The organism is Vibrio rotiferianus (assembly GCF_002214395.1).
GTDB classification, from domain to species: Bacteria; Pseudomonadota; Gammaproteobacteria; order Enterobacterales; family Vibrionaceae; genus Vibrio; species Vibrio rotiferianus.
On the sequence record NZ_CP018312.1, the window covers coordinates 2,630,171 to 2,646,961 of the forward strand.

6 protein-coding genes are annotated in these 16,791 nt (G+C 47.2%); 3 read left to right on the forward strand and 3 right to left on the reverse strand.

Annotated elements, in window-relative coordinates:
* From arcB to mnmL, 3 genes are all read right to left on the reverse strand, one after another.
* The gene (arcB, locus tag BSZ04_RS21320; protein WP_010445920.1) at positions 1-2,361 is read right to left on the reverse strand and encodes an aerobic respiration two-component sensor histidine kinase ArcB; all 2,361 of its coding nucleotides are present in this window, start codon (positions 2,359-2,361) and stop codon (positions 1-3) included.
* 195 nt (positions 2,362-2,556) lie between these two features.
* Positions 2,557-4,302 carry a sensor domain-containing diguanylate cyclase gene (locus BSZ04_RS21325; RefSeq protein WP_010445918.1) on the reverse strand — a complete coding sequence of 582 codons (1,746 nt, stop codon included), beginning with the start codon at positions 4,300-4,302 and terminating at the stop codon, positions 2,557-2,559.
* 50 nt (positions 4,303-4,352) lie between these two features.
* Complete coding sequence (mnmL, locus tag BSZ04_RS21330) at positions 4,353-5,297, reverse strand: tRNA modification radical SAM protein MnmL/YtqA (RefSeq protein ID WP_045386578.1); 945 nt, start codon at positions 5,295-5,297, stop codon at positions 4,353-4,355.
* A 554-nt stretch (positions 5,298-5,851) separates the two neighbouring features.
* Between mnmL and gltB (BSZ04_RS21335) the strand changes: the two genes are divergently transcribed.
* The 3 genes from gltB (BSZ04_RS21335) to gltB (BSZ04_RS21345) all read left to right on the forward strand — a co-directional run bounded on the left by gltB (BSZ04_RS21335) (position 5,852) and on the right by gltB (BSZ04_RS21345) (position 16,775).
* The gene (gltB, locus tag BSZ04_RS21335) at positions 5,852-10,390 is read left to right on the forward strand and encodes a glutamate synthase large subunit (RefSeq protein ID WP_088881321.1); all 4,539 of its coding nucleotides are present in this window, start codon (positions 5,852-5,854) and stop codon (positions 10,388-10,390) included.
* Complete coding sequence (locus BSZ04_RS21340; RefSeq protein ID WP_088881322.1) at positions 10,390-11,859, forward strand: glutamate synthase subunit beta; 1,470 nt, start codon at positions 10,390-10,392, stop codon at positions 11,857-11,859. The genes gltB (BSZ04_RS21335) and BSZ04_RS21340 overlap by 1 nt, the downstream gene beginning before the upstream one ends.
* A gap of 452 nt (positions 11,860-12,311) precedes the next feature.
* Complete coding sequence (gene gltB, locus BSZ04_RS21345; protein ID WP_088881323.1) at positions 12,312-16,775, forward strand: glutamate synthase large subunit; 4,464 nt, start codon at positions 12,312-12,314, stop codon at positions 16,773-16,775.
* Positions 16,776-16,791 lie beyond the last annotated feature (16 nt).

A 16,791-nucleotide genomic window follows, 5' to 3' on the forward strand; every position in this document is an offset into this window, starting at 1 on the left:
TTATTTCCTCTGTTCCAACCAACTCTTCAGTACTTGAATATCATTTTGATATTCGTTTTTAATCTCTTCAACCCAGTCAGAGATGTTCTCCCACCATGCAGGCATATCTGGTGACTGAGCTTTCTGGGCGACGCTTTGAATATGTTTGAGACCAATAGACCCTGCAGCACCTTTAATTTTATGCGCTTCAGAGACAATGCCATCTTGGTCTTTCGCCGTCATGTTCGAGTCCAGTACCTCAATATAATCAGGCATCATATCTTCAAACATTTTAATGCTATCGTACACAGGCTTCACGCCCACAATATCGACATAAGACTCTAACATATCCAAATCCAACAAGTGCGTCTCAATCACTGGAGATGGTGCAGATACCTCGTCCTCTATCACCTTCTGGTCGACAACTGTTTCTTCTTGCCCGTCAACACGATTAGCGAAGAATTTATCAATAACAGCTTGAAGAGCCTGTACTGCGAGAGGCTTGCTGATTGCATCGTCCATACCATTGTCTAAATACTCTCGACGATCTTTCATTACATTCGCAGTTAGCGCCACCAGCGGAGGTAGATTGTCATAGTGCTCACGGTAGTACTTAGCGACATCAAAACCTGTCATGTCCGGCAATTGGATATCAAGCAATGCCAAGTCGTATTCATCTGGCACAAAGTTCACCAACGCTTCTTCACCTGTCATGGCAACAGTGACTGAATGGCCTAGGCTTTCAAGTAAAGACTTCGCCACAGTAACGTTAAGTTCAATATCTTCAACCATAAAGATATTAAGGTGCATATTGTCACGTTTCGCGTCGATAATTGGCTCTTCAAGCTCAACCACCGGTACATGAATCGACACAGTGAAAGTACTGCCAAAGCCCTCTTCACTTGCCACTGTGATATCACCATCCATCATATTGATTAACTGCTTCGACACGGCTAATCCGATGCCAGTACCGACAGCATGAAGGTTGTCTTTACCCGATTTAACTTGGTAATACATGGCAAAGATCTTTTCCACCTCATCCTCAGGTATACCAATACCGGTGTCTTCCACCTCAATGATGATGGTTGCATATTCTTCTTCAACGTCCGCACTTACCGTCATTACGACGCCACCTTCTTTGGTGAACTTCATCGCATTGCTAACCAGATTCCAAATAACCTGACGCAGACGGGTAGCATCCACTTCAATCGCCTTCGGCAACGAACTTAGACGCTCTAAGTCAAAGCGCAGCCCTTTTTGTTCTGCCATTAATGCCGAGATGCTCTCAATTTCCGCGACAAAGTCTTCAAAATTGAGCGGCACAGGTAGCAGCTCCAGTTTACGACGATCGAATTTATCCATATCGATAATGTCGTTGAAAATATTACCTAGGGTAATAGCGCTCACATTGATGGTTTGCATATGCTTCCGCTGCTCTTCAGTCAACTGACTATCGAGTAGCATACGGCTCAGCCCCACAATTCCGTTTAGCGGAGTTCGAAGTTCATGGCTGATGGTAGAGATAAAGGTGGTTTTGTCTCGGCTAGCTTTTTCTAAAGACTCTTCATGACGCTTACGCTCAGTAATATCACGGCCAAAGCCAACCAATCCGAGGTGGCGACCATCTTTGCTGTAAAACGGCACTTTACGTAATTCAAAGTAGTGCTTGCGACCGTCAGGGTAATCCAACCATTGCTCGTAAGTTAATGCTTGGTTATCAGCAAAAACTTTTTGGTCAGTATCGACGATATGCTCAGCCACTTCTTTACTGTAAACATCCCAAGGACTCAAACCAACAAGTTGATGCTCTTTCTTACCAGTTAGCTCTTCCATCGCGCGGTTACAGCCAGAGAAAACTCCGTCAGCATTACGGTAATAAATAAGATCTGGTGAAGCATCGATAAAGGATCGCAAAAGTGCAGTACGCTCAGCTAATTCGAGTTGTGTTCGCTCACGTTGGAAGACTTCATTTTCTAAATCTTGCATTGCTTCTTCACGAGCTTCCTCAGCTTTAATACGCTCTTCGATCTCTTGATTAAGTTTTTCAATATTTTGCTGCAGTTGGAAGTTGAGCTCTTGGTCACGAGAACGCATATCTTTAAGCTTAGAGACTAACTTGGTCAGCCTTTGACGTGACTCTTCAAGTTGGTCCACAACAACGGACAAGAAATAAACCGCCCAAGGTGTAATCAGCAGCCCAAAAAAAACCGACCGTACAATATCGATATCATCAACACTGCCCTTCAATGCGAGCGTAATTCCGACTTGCACCACGACTGCTAAGGCAACCAGCGCCAGTGCTAGCAATATTGAGAAACGGACAATCCCCAGCTTGACCAACAGATCAACGTAATACTGGGCGAGATTTTTCATGGGCTTCATTCACTACTCCAAGGAACAAGCTAGGCAACCGACTTCAACTTGCGTATCAGACAGATTAAGGAAAACGGCATTGTTGTAACTAAAGCGAGTCACAAGAGATATCACAGACTTATGCTACGTTGTTCGCAGTTTAACGTGTTTAATACGGTGATTAAAACCACCCACGCTCAAGTTAGAGTAAGCGGTCACAAAGCGCTACAACGAGCTGGGATGAATACGGGTGCGGTCACGACCATCGGCTTTTGCTTGGTACAGTGCACTATCTGCCATGGCGACGCCCATTTCTGGCTCATCCCCATGCTGCGGAACATAAGAAACGAAGCCAATACTAACTGTTAAGCTTTGGGCAACCTCTGAACTCATGTGGCCAATGGCCGCTTGGTGAACTTGTTGATGGATGCGCTGCGCAACTTGCTCCGCCCCTTGTGTCGTCGTATTGGGTAAAATAAAAGCGAATTCTTCCCCACCATAACGCGCAACACAGTCCGAAGAACGGTTAACGACAGCTTTAAAAACATTAGCAACCTGTACCAATGCTTCATCTCCTTTTTGGTGCCCATAGCTGTCGTTGAAATCTTTAAAGAAGTCTATGTCACAAAGCATAATGGTCAATGGGAGTTTTTCTCTAACGTGGTGATACCACAATGTATGCAGCTGTTCATCAAATCGACGACGGTTTGCTACCTGGGTCAAACTGTCTAGGAAACTGAGCTTTTCTAATTCAAGGTTGGCTTCTTCTAACTTCTGCTCGGCTAAATATCGCTCAGAAATATCACGAGCCATAATTAGCACTCCGTTGGTACCAGAAGCTTTATCTTTAAAGGGAGACTTAACCACATCAAACCAAGTGTAATGGCCATCTGATGTGAGAATTTTATCGATATACCTGACGGGTTCCGCATCATTAAGAGCCTGAACATCGCTTGCCTTTAAGCGCAGGTATAGTTCTTCAGGAATGACATCTTGCAGACGCTTTCCAATTAGCTCAGACACATCAGAAATACCAAGAGCATTTACGAATGGTTTATTACAAGCTTGATAAACCAAGTTTTCATTGAAAATACCGATAGGATCGGGACTTGCGTCCAAAATGGTCTGCAAAATGGTATCGCGCTGAGCAAGTGCAACTTCGGTATCTTTACGACGCTCCATCTCGTCTCGCAGGTTTTGCTGCATTTTGTGCCATTCAGTCACATCATGACTGATAGATAATGTGCCAATCAGTTCACCCACTTGTGAAACAAGCGCACTCTGGTTTACTTCAAGGAGGCAACTACGCCCGTTCACATCAGTAGTCCAGCGCCGTTCCGTTTTTCTAGTCGCCAACGCGTCATGTGGCGTGATACCGGCTTCTTCCCTTCGCCCTTCCCAAAATAGATCAAAAGCGCGATTAGTCGCCAAGTAGTTACCTTGCTGATCCTGCAGACAGACCAGCTCCGAAAGTGAATCCAGAGCAGAACGTGCCATATTCAGCTCAGCTTGCTCTTGTTGGCATTCTACTGATGTAGCCTGATAAGGTTGAGCATACAGAATCCAAACTCGATGTCCGTTGTAAAAGCTCTTTCTCCCAGATAACTCGACTCTGGTGCTTTCACTTTCAGATAAGTGCCAGTCAAACAGTTGCTGACGAAAAGAGCGACTAGCAAAGCTAGACACTATGGTAAGTAAGTCGTTTGTATGAAAAGTAGCAGGATAGAGAAATCCCGCACCTAGTGCACGAATGCCGAGGAATTGCGTGGCGGAGTCATTGGCAAGCAAGATCTGTCCATGCCCAGCATCAATAACAAATACAGAATATGGAGAGTCAGTGATGAGTTGTTTGAGAGCTTGCTGATAGCGATAGTGGATAAGTGCTAAAACAGCCGCACTCACTATAGTGAGCAAAATGACGTGTCCATAGTCATTTTGCTCACTCCATAGCCAAGTAAATAACTGATCCATTCTTCTGTTCCATTTCAATAACAGTGAGAAATATATCAGTTATTAATCAATCAATCTGCCTTTAATTCTGGTTTGCTATAGATGAAAGCATCGCCAGTTAAGCTACCTTGTGAGCCTTCTCGATCCAATGCGCGACCAATTTCGGTCATCGCGAGCCAGCGGTTCTCACACCACAGTGGTGATAGCAAGGTTGGACGACGTGCCGCTGAAGATACGCGATGATAAATCACCTCTTTCGGCGTCATGCGGATCATTTCACTGGCTATAGCCACATACTCTTCAAGCTCAGGCGCTTCCAGCTTTCCAGCACGCCACGCTTTTGCCATAGTACTGCCTTCGACAATATGTAGACCGTGAAGCTTGATGCCGTCAGTACCGACTTCAAGCACTTTACGCAGTGTTTCAACGTTGTCGTCGCGTGTCTCTTTCGGCAAACCAACGATCAGGTGAGTGCACACTTTGATACCAAGTGCACGAGCACGCTTGGTGATTTCTGCGTAGCACTCAAAATCATGGCCTCGGTTGATACGCTTGAGGGTGTCATTGTTGGCAGTTTGAAGACCTAGCTCCAGCCAAATCTCGTAACCTTGGTTCACGTAATCCGACAGCAGATCTAATACCGCATCAGGAACGCAATCAGGACGAGTGCCCACACAAAGGCCGACGATATCAGCAGCCTTAAGTGCTTCTTCATACATGTTTTTGAGAACTTGTACTTCTGCATAGGTACTGGTGTACGCCTGAAAATATGCTAGGTACTTCTTCGCTCGATGGATCTCTCCAGCGCGATCTTTCAATTGATCGTGGATACTTTTGATCTGAACATCTTCGTCAGCAAAAGAGGCAACATTACAAAAAGTACATCCGCCACGACCAATCGTGCCATCTCGGTTTGGGCAGCTAAAGCCACCATGTAAAGTCAGCTTATGGACTTTTTCGCCGTAACGACGTTGAAGGTCTTGACCTAGTGTGTTGACCAATTCATGTAATTGCATAGATTCTCATCATTTGTAAACCGTAATGAATCTCAATACGATTAATGTAAGTAAATTACATCCCTGCAAGAAAAAACAAACAATTCTAGTGAATTCAAACAAACACGCTACGAAGCCAAATCAATAAAACTGCATAAAACCAACCCAAAACCTGCAATGTTGCGTAAATGTTAAACAAAAAGTGCATATTTAAACGAAAAATTTGGGTCACAAAGGTGACTTTTCGTTGCATTCCGAAGTCACAAAATTGTAGGATACTTACACAACCCCGCCGTTTTTGTGACTTTTATTACAATATCAACGACGGGAATTGTCGGTGTTATCCCGCTCCCACCTATATAAGTCACTAAATTGTGGCAATAAATAAAGGGATATCACCAAGGATTGTTTTTCTCGCAAAATTTTTCCTGCGAGATACGGAAAGGAATCAAGACTGGTCAACCTCGGCCAGTGGCGAATCATAAATATAAAGGATAAGACGTGCAGAACGTCCCTAAGACAGCCGAGATCTGTCTGGGATTCTTACGTCGACATTGAACTGGAAGGATGTATCTATGGTAGATAGAGAGCAAAATTCACAGGGTCTGTACACTCCGGAGCTGGAGCATGACGCTTGTGGTATCGGTTTTGTTGCTCACCTTAAAAACCGTAAATCTCATGAAGTAGTGACTCAAGCATTGGATATGCTGGCTCGCATGGAACACCGTGGTGGCCAAGGCTGTGATCCATGCAGCGGTGATGGCGCGGGTATCTTGCTACAAAAACCTCATGAATTCCTATTAGAAGAAGCCGTTAAGCTAGGCATTAAACTGCCTTCGTTTGAAAAGTATGGTGTTGGTGTCGTTCTTTTCCCGAAAGACGAATACAAACGCGAACAATGCCGTGACATTCTAGAACGCAACGCACAGCGTCTAGACCTTGAAGTTATCGGCTACCGCGTTTTGCCAACCGACAACTCAATGATCGGTGCAGACCCACTAAGCACAGAGCCTCAGTTTGAGCATGTGTTTATCTCTGGCGGCCCTGGCATCACACCTGAAGAGCTAGAGCGCAAACTGTACGTACTTCGTAACTACACTGTACGTGTTTGCCTAGAAAGCGTTTCAAACATTGGTGACGACTTCTACATTAACTCAATGTCTTACAAGACATTGGTGTACAAAGGTCAGTTAACGACCGAGCAAGTACCTCAGTACTTCCTTGATCTGCAAAACCCGACCATGGTGACCGCACTGGCACTAGTACACTCTCGCTTCTCTACCAATACCTTCCCGAAATGGCGTCTTGCACAGCCTTTCCGTTACATTGCCCACAACGGTGAAATCAATACAGTTCGCGGTAACTTGAACTGGATGAAAGCCCGTGAAGCAATTCTAGAGTCCGACCTGTTTACTCAGGCTGAAATCGACATGCTTCTTCCTATCTGTCAGGAAGGCAGCTCGGATTCATCTAACTTTGACATGGCACTTGAGCTCCTAGTTCTTTCTGGTCGCAGCCTGCCACACGCATTGATGATGATGATCCCAGAAGCATGGCAAGAAAACAAAAACATGGATCCTAAGCGTCGCGCGTTCTACCAATACCACGCGAACATCATGGAACCATGGGATGGTCCTGCTTCAGTGTGTTTTACTGACGGTGTTCAAGTTGGTGCGACGCTCGACCGTAATGGTCTGCGCCCTTCTCGCTACACTGTGACCAAAGATAACTTCCTAGTGATGGCATCAGAATCTGGTGTTGTGGATATTGAACCAGAGAACGTAGAGTTCCGTGGTCGTCTACAACCAGGTCGTATCTTCGTTGCAGACCTAGAGCAAGGTCGCATCATCTCTGATGAAGAAGTGAAAGACACCATCGCAACAGCGCAGCCTTACGAAAAGTGGGTAGAAGAAAATCTACTGAGCTTGAAGAAGCTGCCAGATGCGAGTAACCAGTTCAGCCAACCTTCTCCAGAGCGTTTACTGCACCGTCAACAAGCTTTCGGTGTGAGCACTGAAGAAGTGAACGAAATCATCGTTCCAATGGCGAATGATGCGAAAGAACCATTATCAGCAATGGGTGCCGACTGGCCTCTTGCGGTTCTATCTCATCAATCTCAGCACCTTTCAAACTACTTCAAGCAGCTGTTTGCACAAGTAACTAACCCACCGATCGACCCGATCCGTGAGCGCATGGTTATGTCGCTGAACACTTACTTGGGTAAAGACCAAAACCTTCTGACTGAAACACCACTTCACTGTCAGAAAGTCGAATTGGAATCGCCGGTTCTGGCGAACTCTGAGCTTGAAAAACTGCGTGCGATCGATAACGAGCACCTACAAGCGAAGACGTTGGATATCGTATTCCAAGCCAATGAAGATCAAGGCAAGCTTGAGCGCGCATTAAAACGTATTTGCCAATACGCAGAAGACGCGGTTATCGATGGTTACTCAATCATCCTACTCACTGACCGTGCAGTGAACTCAAACCACGCGGCGATCCCAGCAATGCTGGCAGTTGGCGCAGTACACCACCACTTGATCCGTAAAGGTCTACGTGCGAAGTGTGACATCGTGGTTGAAACTGGTGACGCGCGTGAAACGCACCACTTTGCAACGCTACTTGGTTACGGTGCGAATGCGGTTAACCCTTACCTAGTGATTGAAACCATCATTGAACTTCAACGTACGAAGAAGTTGGATCCAGAAGCGAACCCTCGCGATCTGTTCAACAACTACCGTAAAGCGATCAATGGCGGTCTTCTGAAGATCTTCTCGAAGATGGGTATTTCAACGCTACAGTCGTACCACGGCGCGCAAATCTTCGAAGCTTTAGGTATCCACAAATCAGTGGTCGACAAGTACTTCACAGGTACGGTTTCTCGTATCCAAGGTCTAACCCTTGATGATATCGCCAAAGAAGTGCTGATCCGTCACCGTATCGGTTACCCACAACGCGAAATCCCAATTCAAATGTTGGATGTTGGCGGTGTTTACCAGTGGAAACAGCGTGGTGAGAAACACCTCTTCAACCCAGAAACCATTTCTCTACTGCAAGAGTCTACGCGTAACAAGAACTACGATCAGTTCAAGCAATACGCGACTGCTGTAGATAAGCAAGGTGACAACGCGGTAACCCTGCGTAGCCAACTTGAGTTCATTAAGAACCCAGCAGGTTCTATCTCTATCGACGAAGTCGAGCCAATTGAAAGCATCGTGAAACGCTTCGCGACCGGTGCAATGTCATTCGGTTCTATTTCTTACGAAGCACACTCCACACTGGCTGTTGCGATGAACCGCCTTGGCGCGAAATCGAACTCTGGTGAAGGTGGTGAAGACCCAATGCGTTTCGAACGCAAAGACAACGGCGATTGGGAACGCTCTGCGATCAAGCAGGTGGCTTCAGGTCGTTTCGGCGTAACCTCTTACTACCTAACCAACGCTGATGAGCTACAAATCAAGATGGCTCAAGGTGCGAAACCAGGTGAAGGTGGTCAGCTACCAGGTGATAAAGTAGATGACTGGATCGGTGCTACACGTCACTCAACTCCGGGCGTCGGTCTTATCTCGCCACCGCCACACCACGATATCTACTCAATCGAGGATTTGGCTCAGCTTATCTACGACTTGAAGAACGCGAACCGCGCGGGTCGTGTAAACGTGAAACTGGTATCGGAAGCAGGCGTAGGCACGATCGCTTCTGGTGTAGCAAAAGCGAAAGCGGACGTTGTACTTATCGCAGGTTTCGACGGCGGTACAGGTGCATCCCCAATGTCTTCAATCCGTCATACAGGTCTTCCTTGGGAACTTGGCTTGGCAGAAACGCACCAAACGCTACTGAAGAACGGTCTACGTAACCGTATCGTGGTTCAAGCGGATGGTCAGATGAAGACACCTCGCGACCTTGCAGTCGCAACGCTACTTGGTGCAGAAGAATGGGGCGTGGCAACCGCAGCCTTGGTGGTTGAAGGTTGTATCATGATGCGTAAGTGTCATAAGAACACCTGTCCTGTTGGTATCGCGACTCAAAACAAGACACTTCGCGAGCGCTTTGATGGCCGCGTAGAAGACGTCGTAACCTTCTTCCAATACATGGCACAAGGTCTACGTGAAATCATGGCTGAACTTGGCTTCCGCACTATCGATGAGATGGTAGGCCAAGGTCAGAAAATGAAAATTCGCCAAGATGTTTCTCACTGGAAATACAAGAACCTAGACCTATCTCCTGTTCTACACGTTGAACAGCCACGCGAAGCGGACGGCGTATTCAACCAAGCAGAGCAGAACCACAACTTAGAAGAAGTACTAGACCGTAAGCTGATTCAAGCTGCCATTCCTGCTCTCGAGAAAGGTGAAGCGGTGACAGCCGAATTCCCTATCGTTAACACGGACCGTTCTGCAGGTACCATGCTGTCGAACGAAATCTCGAAAGTGTACAAAGATGCCGGCCTTCCTCAACCAATGAACGTGAAGTTCAACGGCTCTGCAGGTCAGTCATTCGGTGCATTCCTAGCTAAGGGCGTGAAGTTCGAAGTGGAAGGTGATGCAAACGACTACTGGGGCAAAGGCTTATCTGGCGGTACCTTGGTGCTGTACCCTGATGCGAAATCAAGCATTGTCGCTGAAGATAACATCGTGGTTGGTAACGTATGTTTCTACGGTGCAACCTCGGGTGAGTCTTTCATTCGCGGTATGGCTGGCGAACGTTTCTGTGTTCGTAACTCAGGTGCGAAAGTAGTAGTAGAAGGCGTCGGTGACCACGGTTGTGAATATATGACTGGCGGTGCTGCCATCATCCTTGGTTCAACAGGTCGTAACTTTGCCGCAGGTATGAGTGGCGGTGTTGCTTACGTATGGGATAAATCAGGCGACTTTGAGTCGAAACTGAACCCAGAACTGGTTGACCTAGACCCAATCGAGCAAGAAGACAAAGATCTATTACTCGACATGCTAACCAAGCATGTTCAATTCACAGGAAGTGAAGTCGCTCAGTCTTTCCTAGACAACTTTGAAGCAAGCCTAGCCTCTATGGTTAAGGTAATGCCGCGTGACTACAAAGCGGTTCTTCAAAAGCGTAAAGCTGAAGCGCAACAAACTGAAGCGGAGGCAGTGTAATGGGTAAGCCTACTGGATTTTTAGAGCATGGTCGTGAACTTCCACAGAAGATCGACCCAGCAGAACGTATCAAGAACAACAAAGAGTTCGTTCTGAACGAGGAGTTTGGTAGCAAAATCAATACTCAGGCTTCTCGTTGTATGGATTGTGGTGTGCCGTTTTGTCATAACGGCTGCCCTATCGGTAACATCATCCCAGAGTTTAACGACGCGGTTTATCGTGATAGCTGGGAAGAAGCATGGAACATTCTAAGCTCGACGAATAACTTCCCAGAGTTCACTGGTCGAGTTTGCCCTGCTCCATGTGAAAGTGCTTGTGTACTTGGCATCAACCAAGACCCAATCACCATCTGTAATATCGAGAAAACCATCGTAGAAACGGCGTATCGTGAAGGATACGCCAAACCGAAAACACCTCGTTCTCGCACTGGTAAAACCGTTGCGATCATCGGTTCTGGCCCTGCTGGCCTTGCGGCTGCTGAGCAACTAAACAGTGCTGGTCATACTGTGACAGTATACGAACGAGACGAGAAAGTAGGCGGTCTGCTACGTTTTGGTATCCCAGATTTCAAACTGGGTATGGACGTAATTGATCGTAAGATTAACTTGATGGCAGAAGCAGGTATTGAATTCAAAGTTAACCAACACGTTGGTGTTGATGTGAATGCCCAGCAACTTCGTCAAGAATTCGATGTGGTTCTACTAACGGGTGGTTCAACCGTTCCTCGTGATTTGCCAGTTCCGGGTCGTGAGCTAAAAGGCGTTCACTTCGCAATGGAATTCCTAGGTCAAAACAACCGCCGTGCCAACAACATGGATCTTAAGGGTGAAGAACTTCACGCCGCGGGTAAACATGTTGTCGTTATCGGTGGTGGTGATACCGGCTCTGACTGTGTGGGTACCTCTAACCGTCATGGCGCAACAAGCATCACTCAGGTTGAAATCATGCCGATTCCACCAGAGAAACGCCCTGCAAATATGCCATGGCCACAGTACCCAATGATCTTGCGTACTTCGACGTCTCATGAAGAAGGTGTTGATCGTCACTGGAATATCCTAACCAAAGAGTTCATCGGCAATGACAAAGGTGAAGTCACTGGTCTTCGTCTTGCTGATATCGTTTGGCAAGATGCGAAACCTGGCGAGCGCCCAAGCTTCAAAGAAGTAGAAGGAAGCGAGCGTGTGATCCCATGTGATATGGCATTCCTAGCGATGGGCTTCCTGCACCCAGAACCAACTGGCGTGCTTGCTCAACTGGATATCGCGCTGGATGATCGCGGTAACGTAGCAACCCAAGGTTTTGCTACCAACCAAGAAGGTGTATTTGCTGCTGGTGATATGCGAACAGGACAATCTCTGGTGGTTCGTTGTATCAACGAAGGTCGTGAATGTGCCCGTGCTATCGATGACTATTTAATGGGCGGCACAAACCTAGAAGCAAAAGCAGATTCACTGATGCTTTCTGCGTAAAGGGAGTGCGCTCACTTCCTCTTTCTAAGTATTAAATCCAGCCATCAGTAGTATCGATGGCTGGTAGCGAAGAAAGAAAACAGTTCCTTCCAACCTTTTTATTTTGACCAGCATTTTGTGCTGGTCTTTTTTATGCCCGCCAGAACCAAATGTTACTTTTTTGTAACAACAACTTTTCTATCTCACTGTTTTTATTGAATTATTTCAGCCAATTAAATGGTAAATCGCATATTCACGCGATGATTCACTAATAACTTGACCTTTTTTACAATAAGCTATAGCTTGTGAAGTTGGTGAAAATAAAACACACAATTTTTGTTAAGATATTTGACGAATTTTATTGAATAGATATACATAAAACATAGAAAGTGACGCATAGTTAGTCATCATTATCAACTTGAGCAGTGTTGATATATCTGTCGGGATGACAGATAAGCAAAGGGAGAATTGCAATGGCTCTTTATGATCCAAGTCTTGAGAAAGACAACTGTGGATTTGGCTTAATCGCGCACATGGAAGGCGAGCAAAGTCACAAGCTGGTACGTACAGCAATTTCTGCACTTGATCGCATGACCCACCGTGGTGGCATCGCCGCCGATGGTAAAACTGGTGATGGTTGCGGTCTTCTTCTACAAAAGCCCGATTCCTATTTACGCCTTATCGCCGAAGAAAATGGCTTCAACCTTGGCAAGCAATACGCCGTTGGGATGATTTTCTTCAACCAAGATCCGGTGAAAGCTCAACTCGCCAAGGACATCGTCAACAAAGAACTGGCACAAGAGACGTTAACTGTTGCGGGTTGGCGTGAAGTGCCAACCAATTCAGAAGTACTCGGCCCAATCGCTGCTGATTCACTTCCAGACATTCAACAAGTCTTTATCTCTGCCCCGGCAGGTTGGCGCGAGCGTGACATTGAGCGTCGCCTCTACATCGCACGCCGTCGCATCGAAAAACAAATCACTGAAGATCCTGACTTCTACATCTGTAGCTTGTCGACACAAGTTCTGGTGTACAAAGGCTTGTGCATGCCTGCGGACTTACCGCGCTTCTATCTTGACCTTGCTGATCTACGCATGGAATCTGCTATCTGCCTGTTCCACCAGCGTTTTTCAACCAATACTCAGCCTCGGTGGCCTCTGGCTCAACCGTTCCGTTACCTTGCTCATAATGGTGAGATCAATACCATTGAAGGTAACCGCCAATGGGCACGTGCTCGTGCTTACAAGTTCTCATCACCACTGCTGCCAGACCTACAAACTGCGGCACCATTTGTGAACGAGACTGGCTCAGATTCTTCCAGCTTAGATAATATGTTGGATCTCTTTTTAGCAGGCGGTATGGATATCTTCCGCGCCATGCGCATGCTTGTGCCACCAGCATGGCAAAACCACCCAGATATGGATCCGGATCTTCGAGCGTTTTACGACTTCAACTCCAAACACATGGAACCATGGGATGGCCCGGCTGGTATCGTACTGTCCGATGGTCGTTACGCTGCCTGTAACCTAGATCGAAATGGTCTGCGTCCTGCACGTTATGTGATTACCAAGGACAAGTTGATCACTCTAGCTTCTGAGGTGGGGATTTGGGATTACGCTCCGGATGAGGTCGCAGAAAAAGGCCGTGTTGGTCCGGGTGAACTACTGGTTATCGACACTCGAAAAGGTAAGCTTTGGCAGTCTAGCGAGATCGATAACGATCTGAAATCTCGTCACCCTTACCGCGAGTGGATGGAAAACAACGTTCGCAAACTCACACCTTTTGCTCAGTTACCTGAAGATCAAGTTGGCGAACGCAGCTTTGATGAAGACTTGCTTAAGACTTATCAAAAGCAATTCGCCATGAGCAATGAAGAAGTCGATCAAGTGTTGCGCGTTCTCGGTGATATGGGACAAGAAGCGGTCGGCTCTATGGGTGATGACACCCCGATGGCCGTCTTATCCTCTAAAGAGCGCTTGGTGACTGACTATTTCCGTCAGAAGTTCGCGCAGGTAACCAACCCGCCGATCGATCCACTGCGTGAAAAACACGTGATGTCACTGGCGACCAGTATTGGTCAGGAGATGAACGTCTTCTGTGAAACCGATGGCCACGCCTACCGAGTGACCTTCGATTCGCCAGTATTACTTTACTCAGACATGCAGCAATTACTCGAGCTTGGTGACGATCATTACCGTAATACCATTCTCGATATCAACTACGACCCACAGCAGAAAGATCTCAAACAAGCTATTGATGATCTGTGTGAACAAGCAGAACAAGTCGTACGTGAAGGTACGGTTCTGGTGGTGCTTTCAGATCGCGCTTTAGTCAAAGGCAAGCTGCCAATTCCTGCAGCAATGGCGGTCGGTGCTGTTCAAACTCGCCTGATCGATGCGAACTTACGTTGTGATGCCAACATTGTTGTTGAGACAGCCACGGCGCGTGACCCACACCAATTTGCCGTCTTGCTTGGCTTTGGTGCCACTGCGGTTTACCCATACCTAGCTTATGAAGCGCTAGGTAAGCTGATTGATGATAAAGCGCTAGAAAAAGACTATCGCGATGTGATGCAAAATTACCAATACGGCATCAACAAAGGTCTGTACAAGATCATGTCAAAAATGGGGATTTCAACCATCGCCTCTTACCGCTGCTCGCAACTTTTTGAAGCAGTTGGCCTGAGCCAAGAAGTGGTCGATTTGTGCTTTAAAGGGGTAACAACTCGTATTGAAGGCGCGAACTTCGACGACTTCCAACAAGACTTGTACAACCTTTCTCGTAAAGCTTGGGCGAAACGTAAGGCCATCGAGCATGGCGGCTTACTGAAATACGTTCACGGTGGTGAATATCACGCCTACAACCCAGACGTGGTTGGCACACTGCAAACTGCGGTGAAATCAGGCGAAAGTAACGATTATCAGAGCTTTGCTAAGCAGGTAAACCAACGTCCTGTTGCCATGCTACGTGACTTAATGGCGCTGAAAAAATCAGACTCCCCACTACCACTTGAGCAAATCGAGCCAAGTACAGAACTGTTCAAACGCTTTGACTCGGCGGCAATGTCTATTGGCGCACTTAGCCCAGAAGCGCACGAAGCACTTGCAACTGCTATGAACCGCCTCGGAGGCTGCTCTAACTCAGGTGAAGGCGGTGAAGATCCACGTCGCTTCGGTACAGAGCGTAACTCGCGTATCAAGCAGATTGCTTCAGGTCGATTTGGTGTTACGCCTCACTACCTAACCAATGCAGACGTACTGCAGATCAAGGTCGCACAGGGTGCAAAGCCGGGTGAAGGTGGTCAGTTACCGGGACACAAAGTCACCGCAGAAATCGCAAAACTGCGTTATTCGGTACAGGGGGTGACTCTGATCTCCCCTCCTCCGCACCACGATATTTATTCGATTGAAGATTTAGCCCAGCTGATCTTCGACCTAAAACAAGTCAATCCAAATGCGCTGGTTTCGGTGAAGTTAGTTTCTGAACCAGGCGTCGGCACCATCGCAACAGGTGTCGCGAAGGCCTACGCTGACCTCATTACCATCTCGGGTTACGACGGCGGTACTGCAGCAAGCCCATTAACTTCAGTGAAATACGCAGGTAGCCCTTGGGAATTGGGACTGGCAGAGACACAACAAGCATTGGTTGCCAATGGTCTACGCCATAAGATCCGTCTGCAAGTAGATGGTGGTCTAAAAACTGGTCTAGACGTGGTGAAAGCGGCGATTCTCGGTGCGGAAAGCTTCGGTTTTGGTACTGCGCCAATGGTGGCAATGGGTTGTAAGTTCCTACGTATTTGTCACCTCAACAACTGTGCCACAGGGGTTGCAACTCAAGACGAGACATTGCGTAAAGAGTACTTCAAAGGCCTGCCGGAAATGGTGATGAACTACTTCATCGGTCTGGCGGACGAAGTACGCGGATTACTTGCTGAACTTGGCGTTGAAAAACTGACTGACTTGATTGGTCGTACCGACTTGTTGGAAACCGTTGAAGGCCTGACAGCAAAACAAACCAAGTTGGATTTGTCGAATATCCTTGAGGCACCAGTCTCTCCAGAAGGACATCCTCTTTACTGGACACAACCAAATACACCATTTGATAAAGCAGAGCTAAACAACAAGATCATCGAAGATGCGCTGCAAGCGGTTGAGAAACGTCAATCTGCTAGCTTCTTCTACAACGTGATCAACACCGACCGTTCTGTGGGTGCTCGCCTATCCGGTGAAATCGCTCAGCGTTACGGCAACCAAGGCATGGCAGCGACGCCAATCAAACTGCATTTGGATGGTACTGCTGGTCAGTCATTTGGCGTTTGGAACGCGGGTGGCGTAGAGCTTTACCTCACTGGTGATGCCAACGACTACGTAGGTAAAGGCATGGCTGGCGGTAAGGTGGTTATCAAGCCTCACCTTGGCACTGCATTTAAGTGTAATGAAGCGACCATCATTGGTAACACCTGTCTGTACGGTGCGACCGGCGGTAAACTATTTGCGGCGGGTAAAGCCGGTGAGCGTTTCGGCGTACGTAACTCAGGTACGATTGCCGTCATTGAAGGTGCTGGCGACAACGCTTGTGAGTACATGACAGGCGGCATTGTTGCCATTCTTGGCGCGACAGGCGTGAACTTTGGCGCAGGCATGACTGGCGGTTTTGCTTACGTATTGGATGAGAACCAAGACTTCCAAGGTCGCGTGAACAACGAGTCTGTTGAAGCGATTTCTCTATCGGATCTCTACATCCACCAAGAGCACTTACGTGGTCTGATTGCAGAACACCTAGAAGAAACCGGCTCTAGCCACGCAGAAGATATCTTGGCGAACTTTGATGAATGGATTCCGAAGTTCTACTTGGTGAAACCACAAGCGGCAGACTTACGCACGCTACTTGGTCACCAGAGTCGCAGTGCCGCAGAACTGCGCGTTCAAGCCCAGTAATCATGGAGGATGTTTG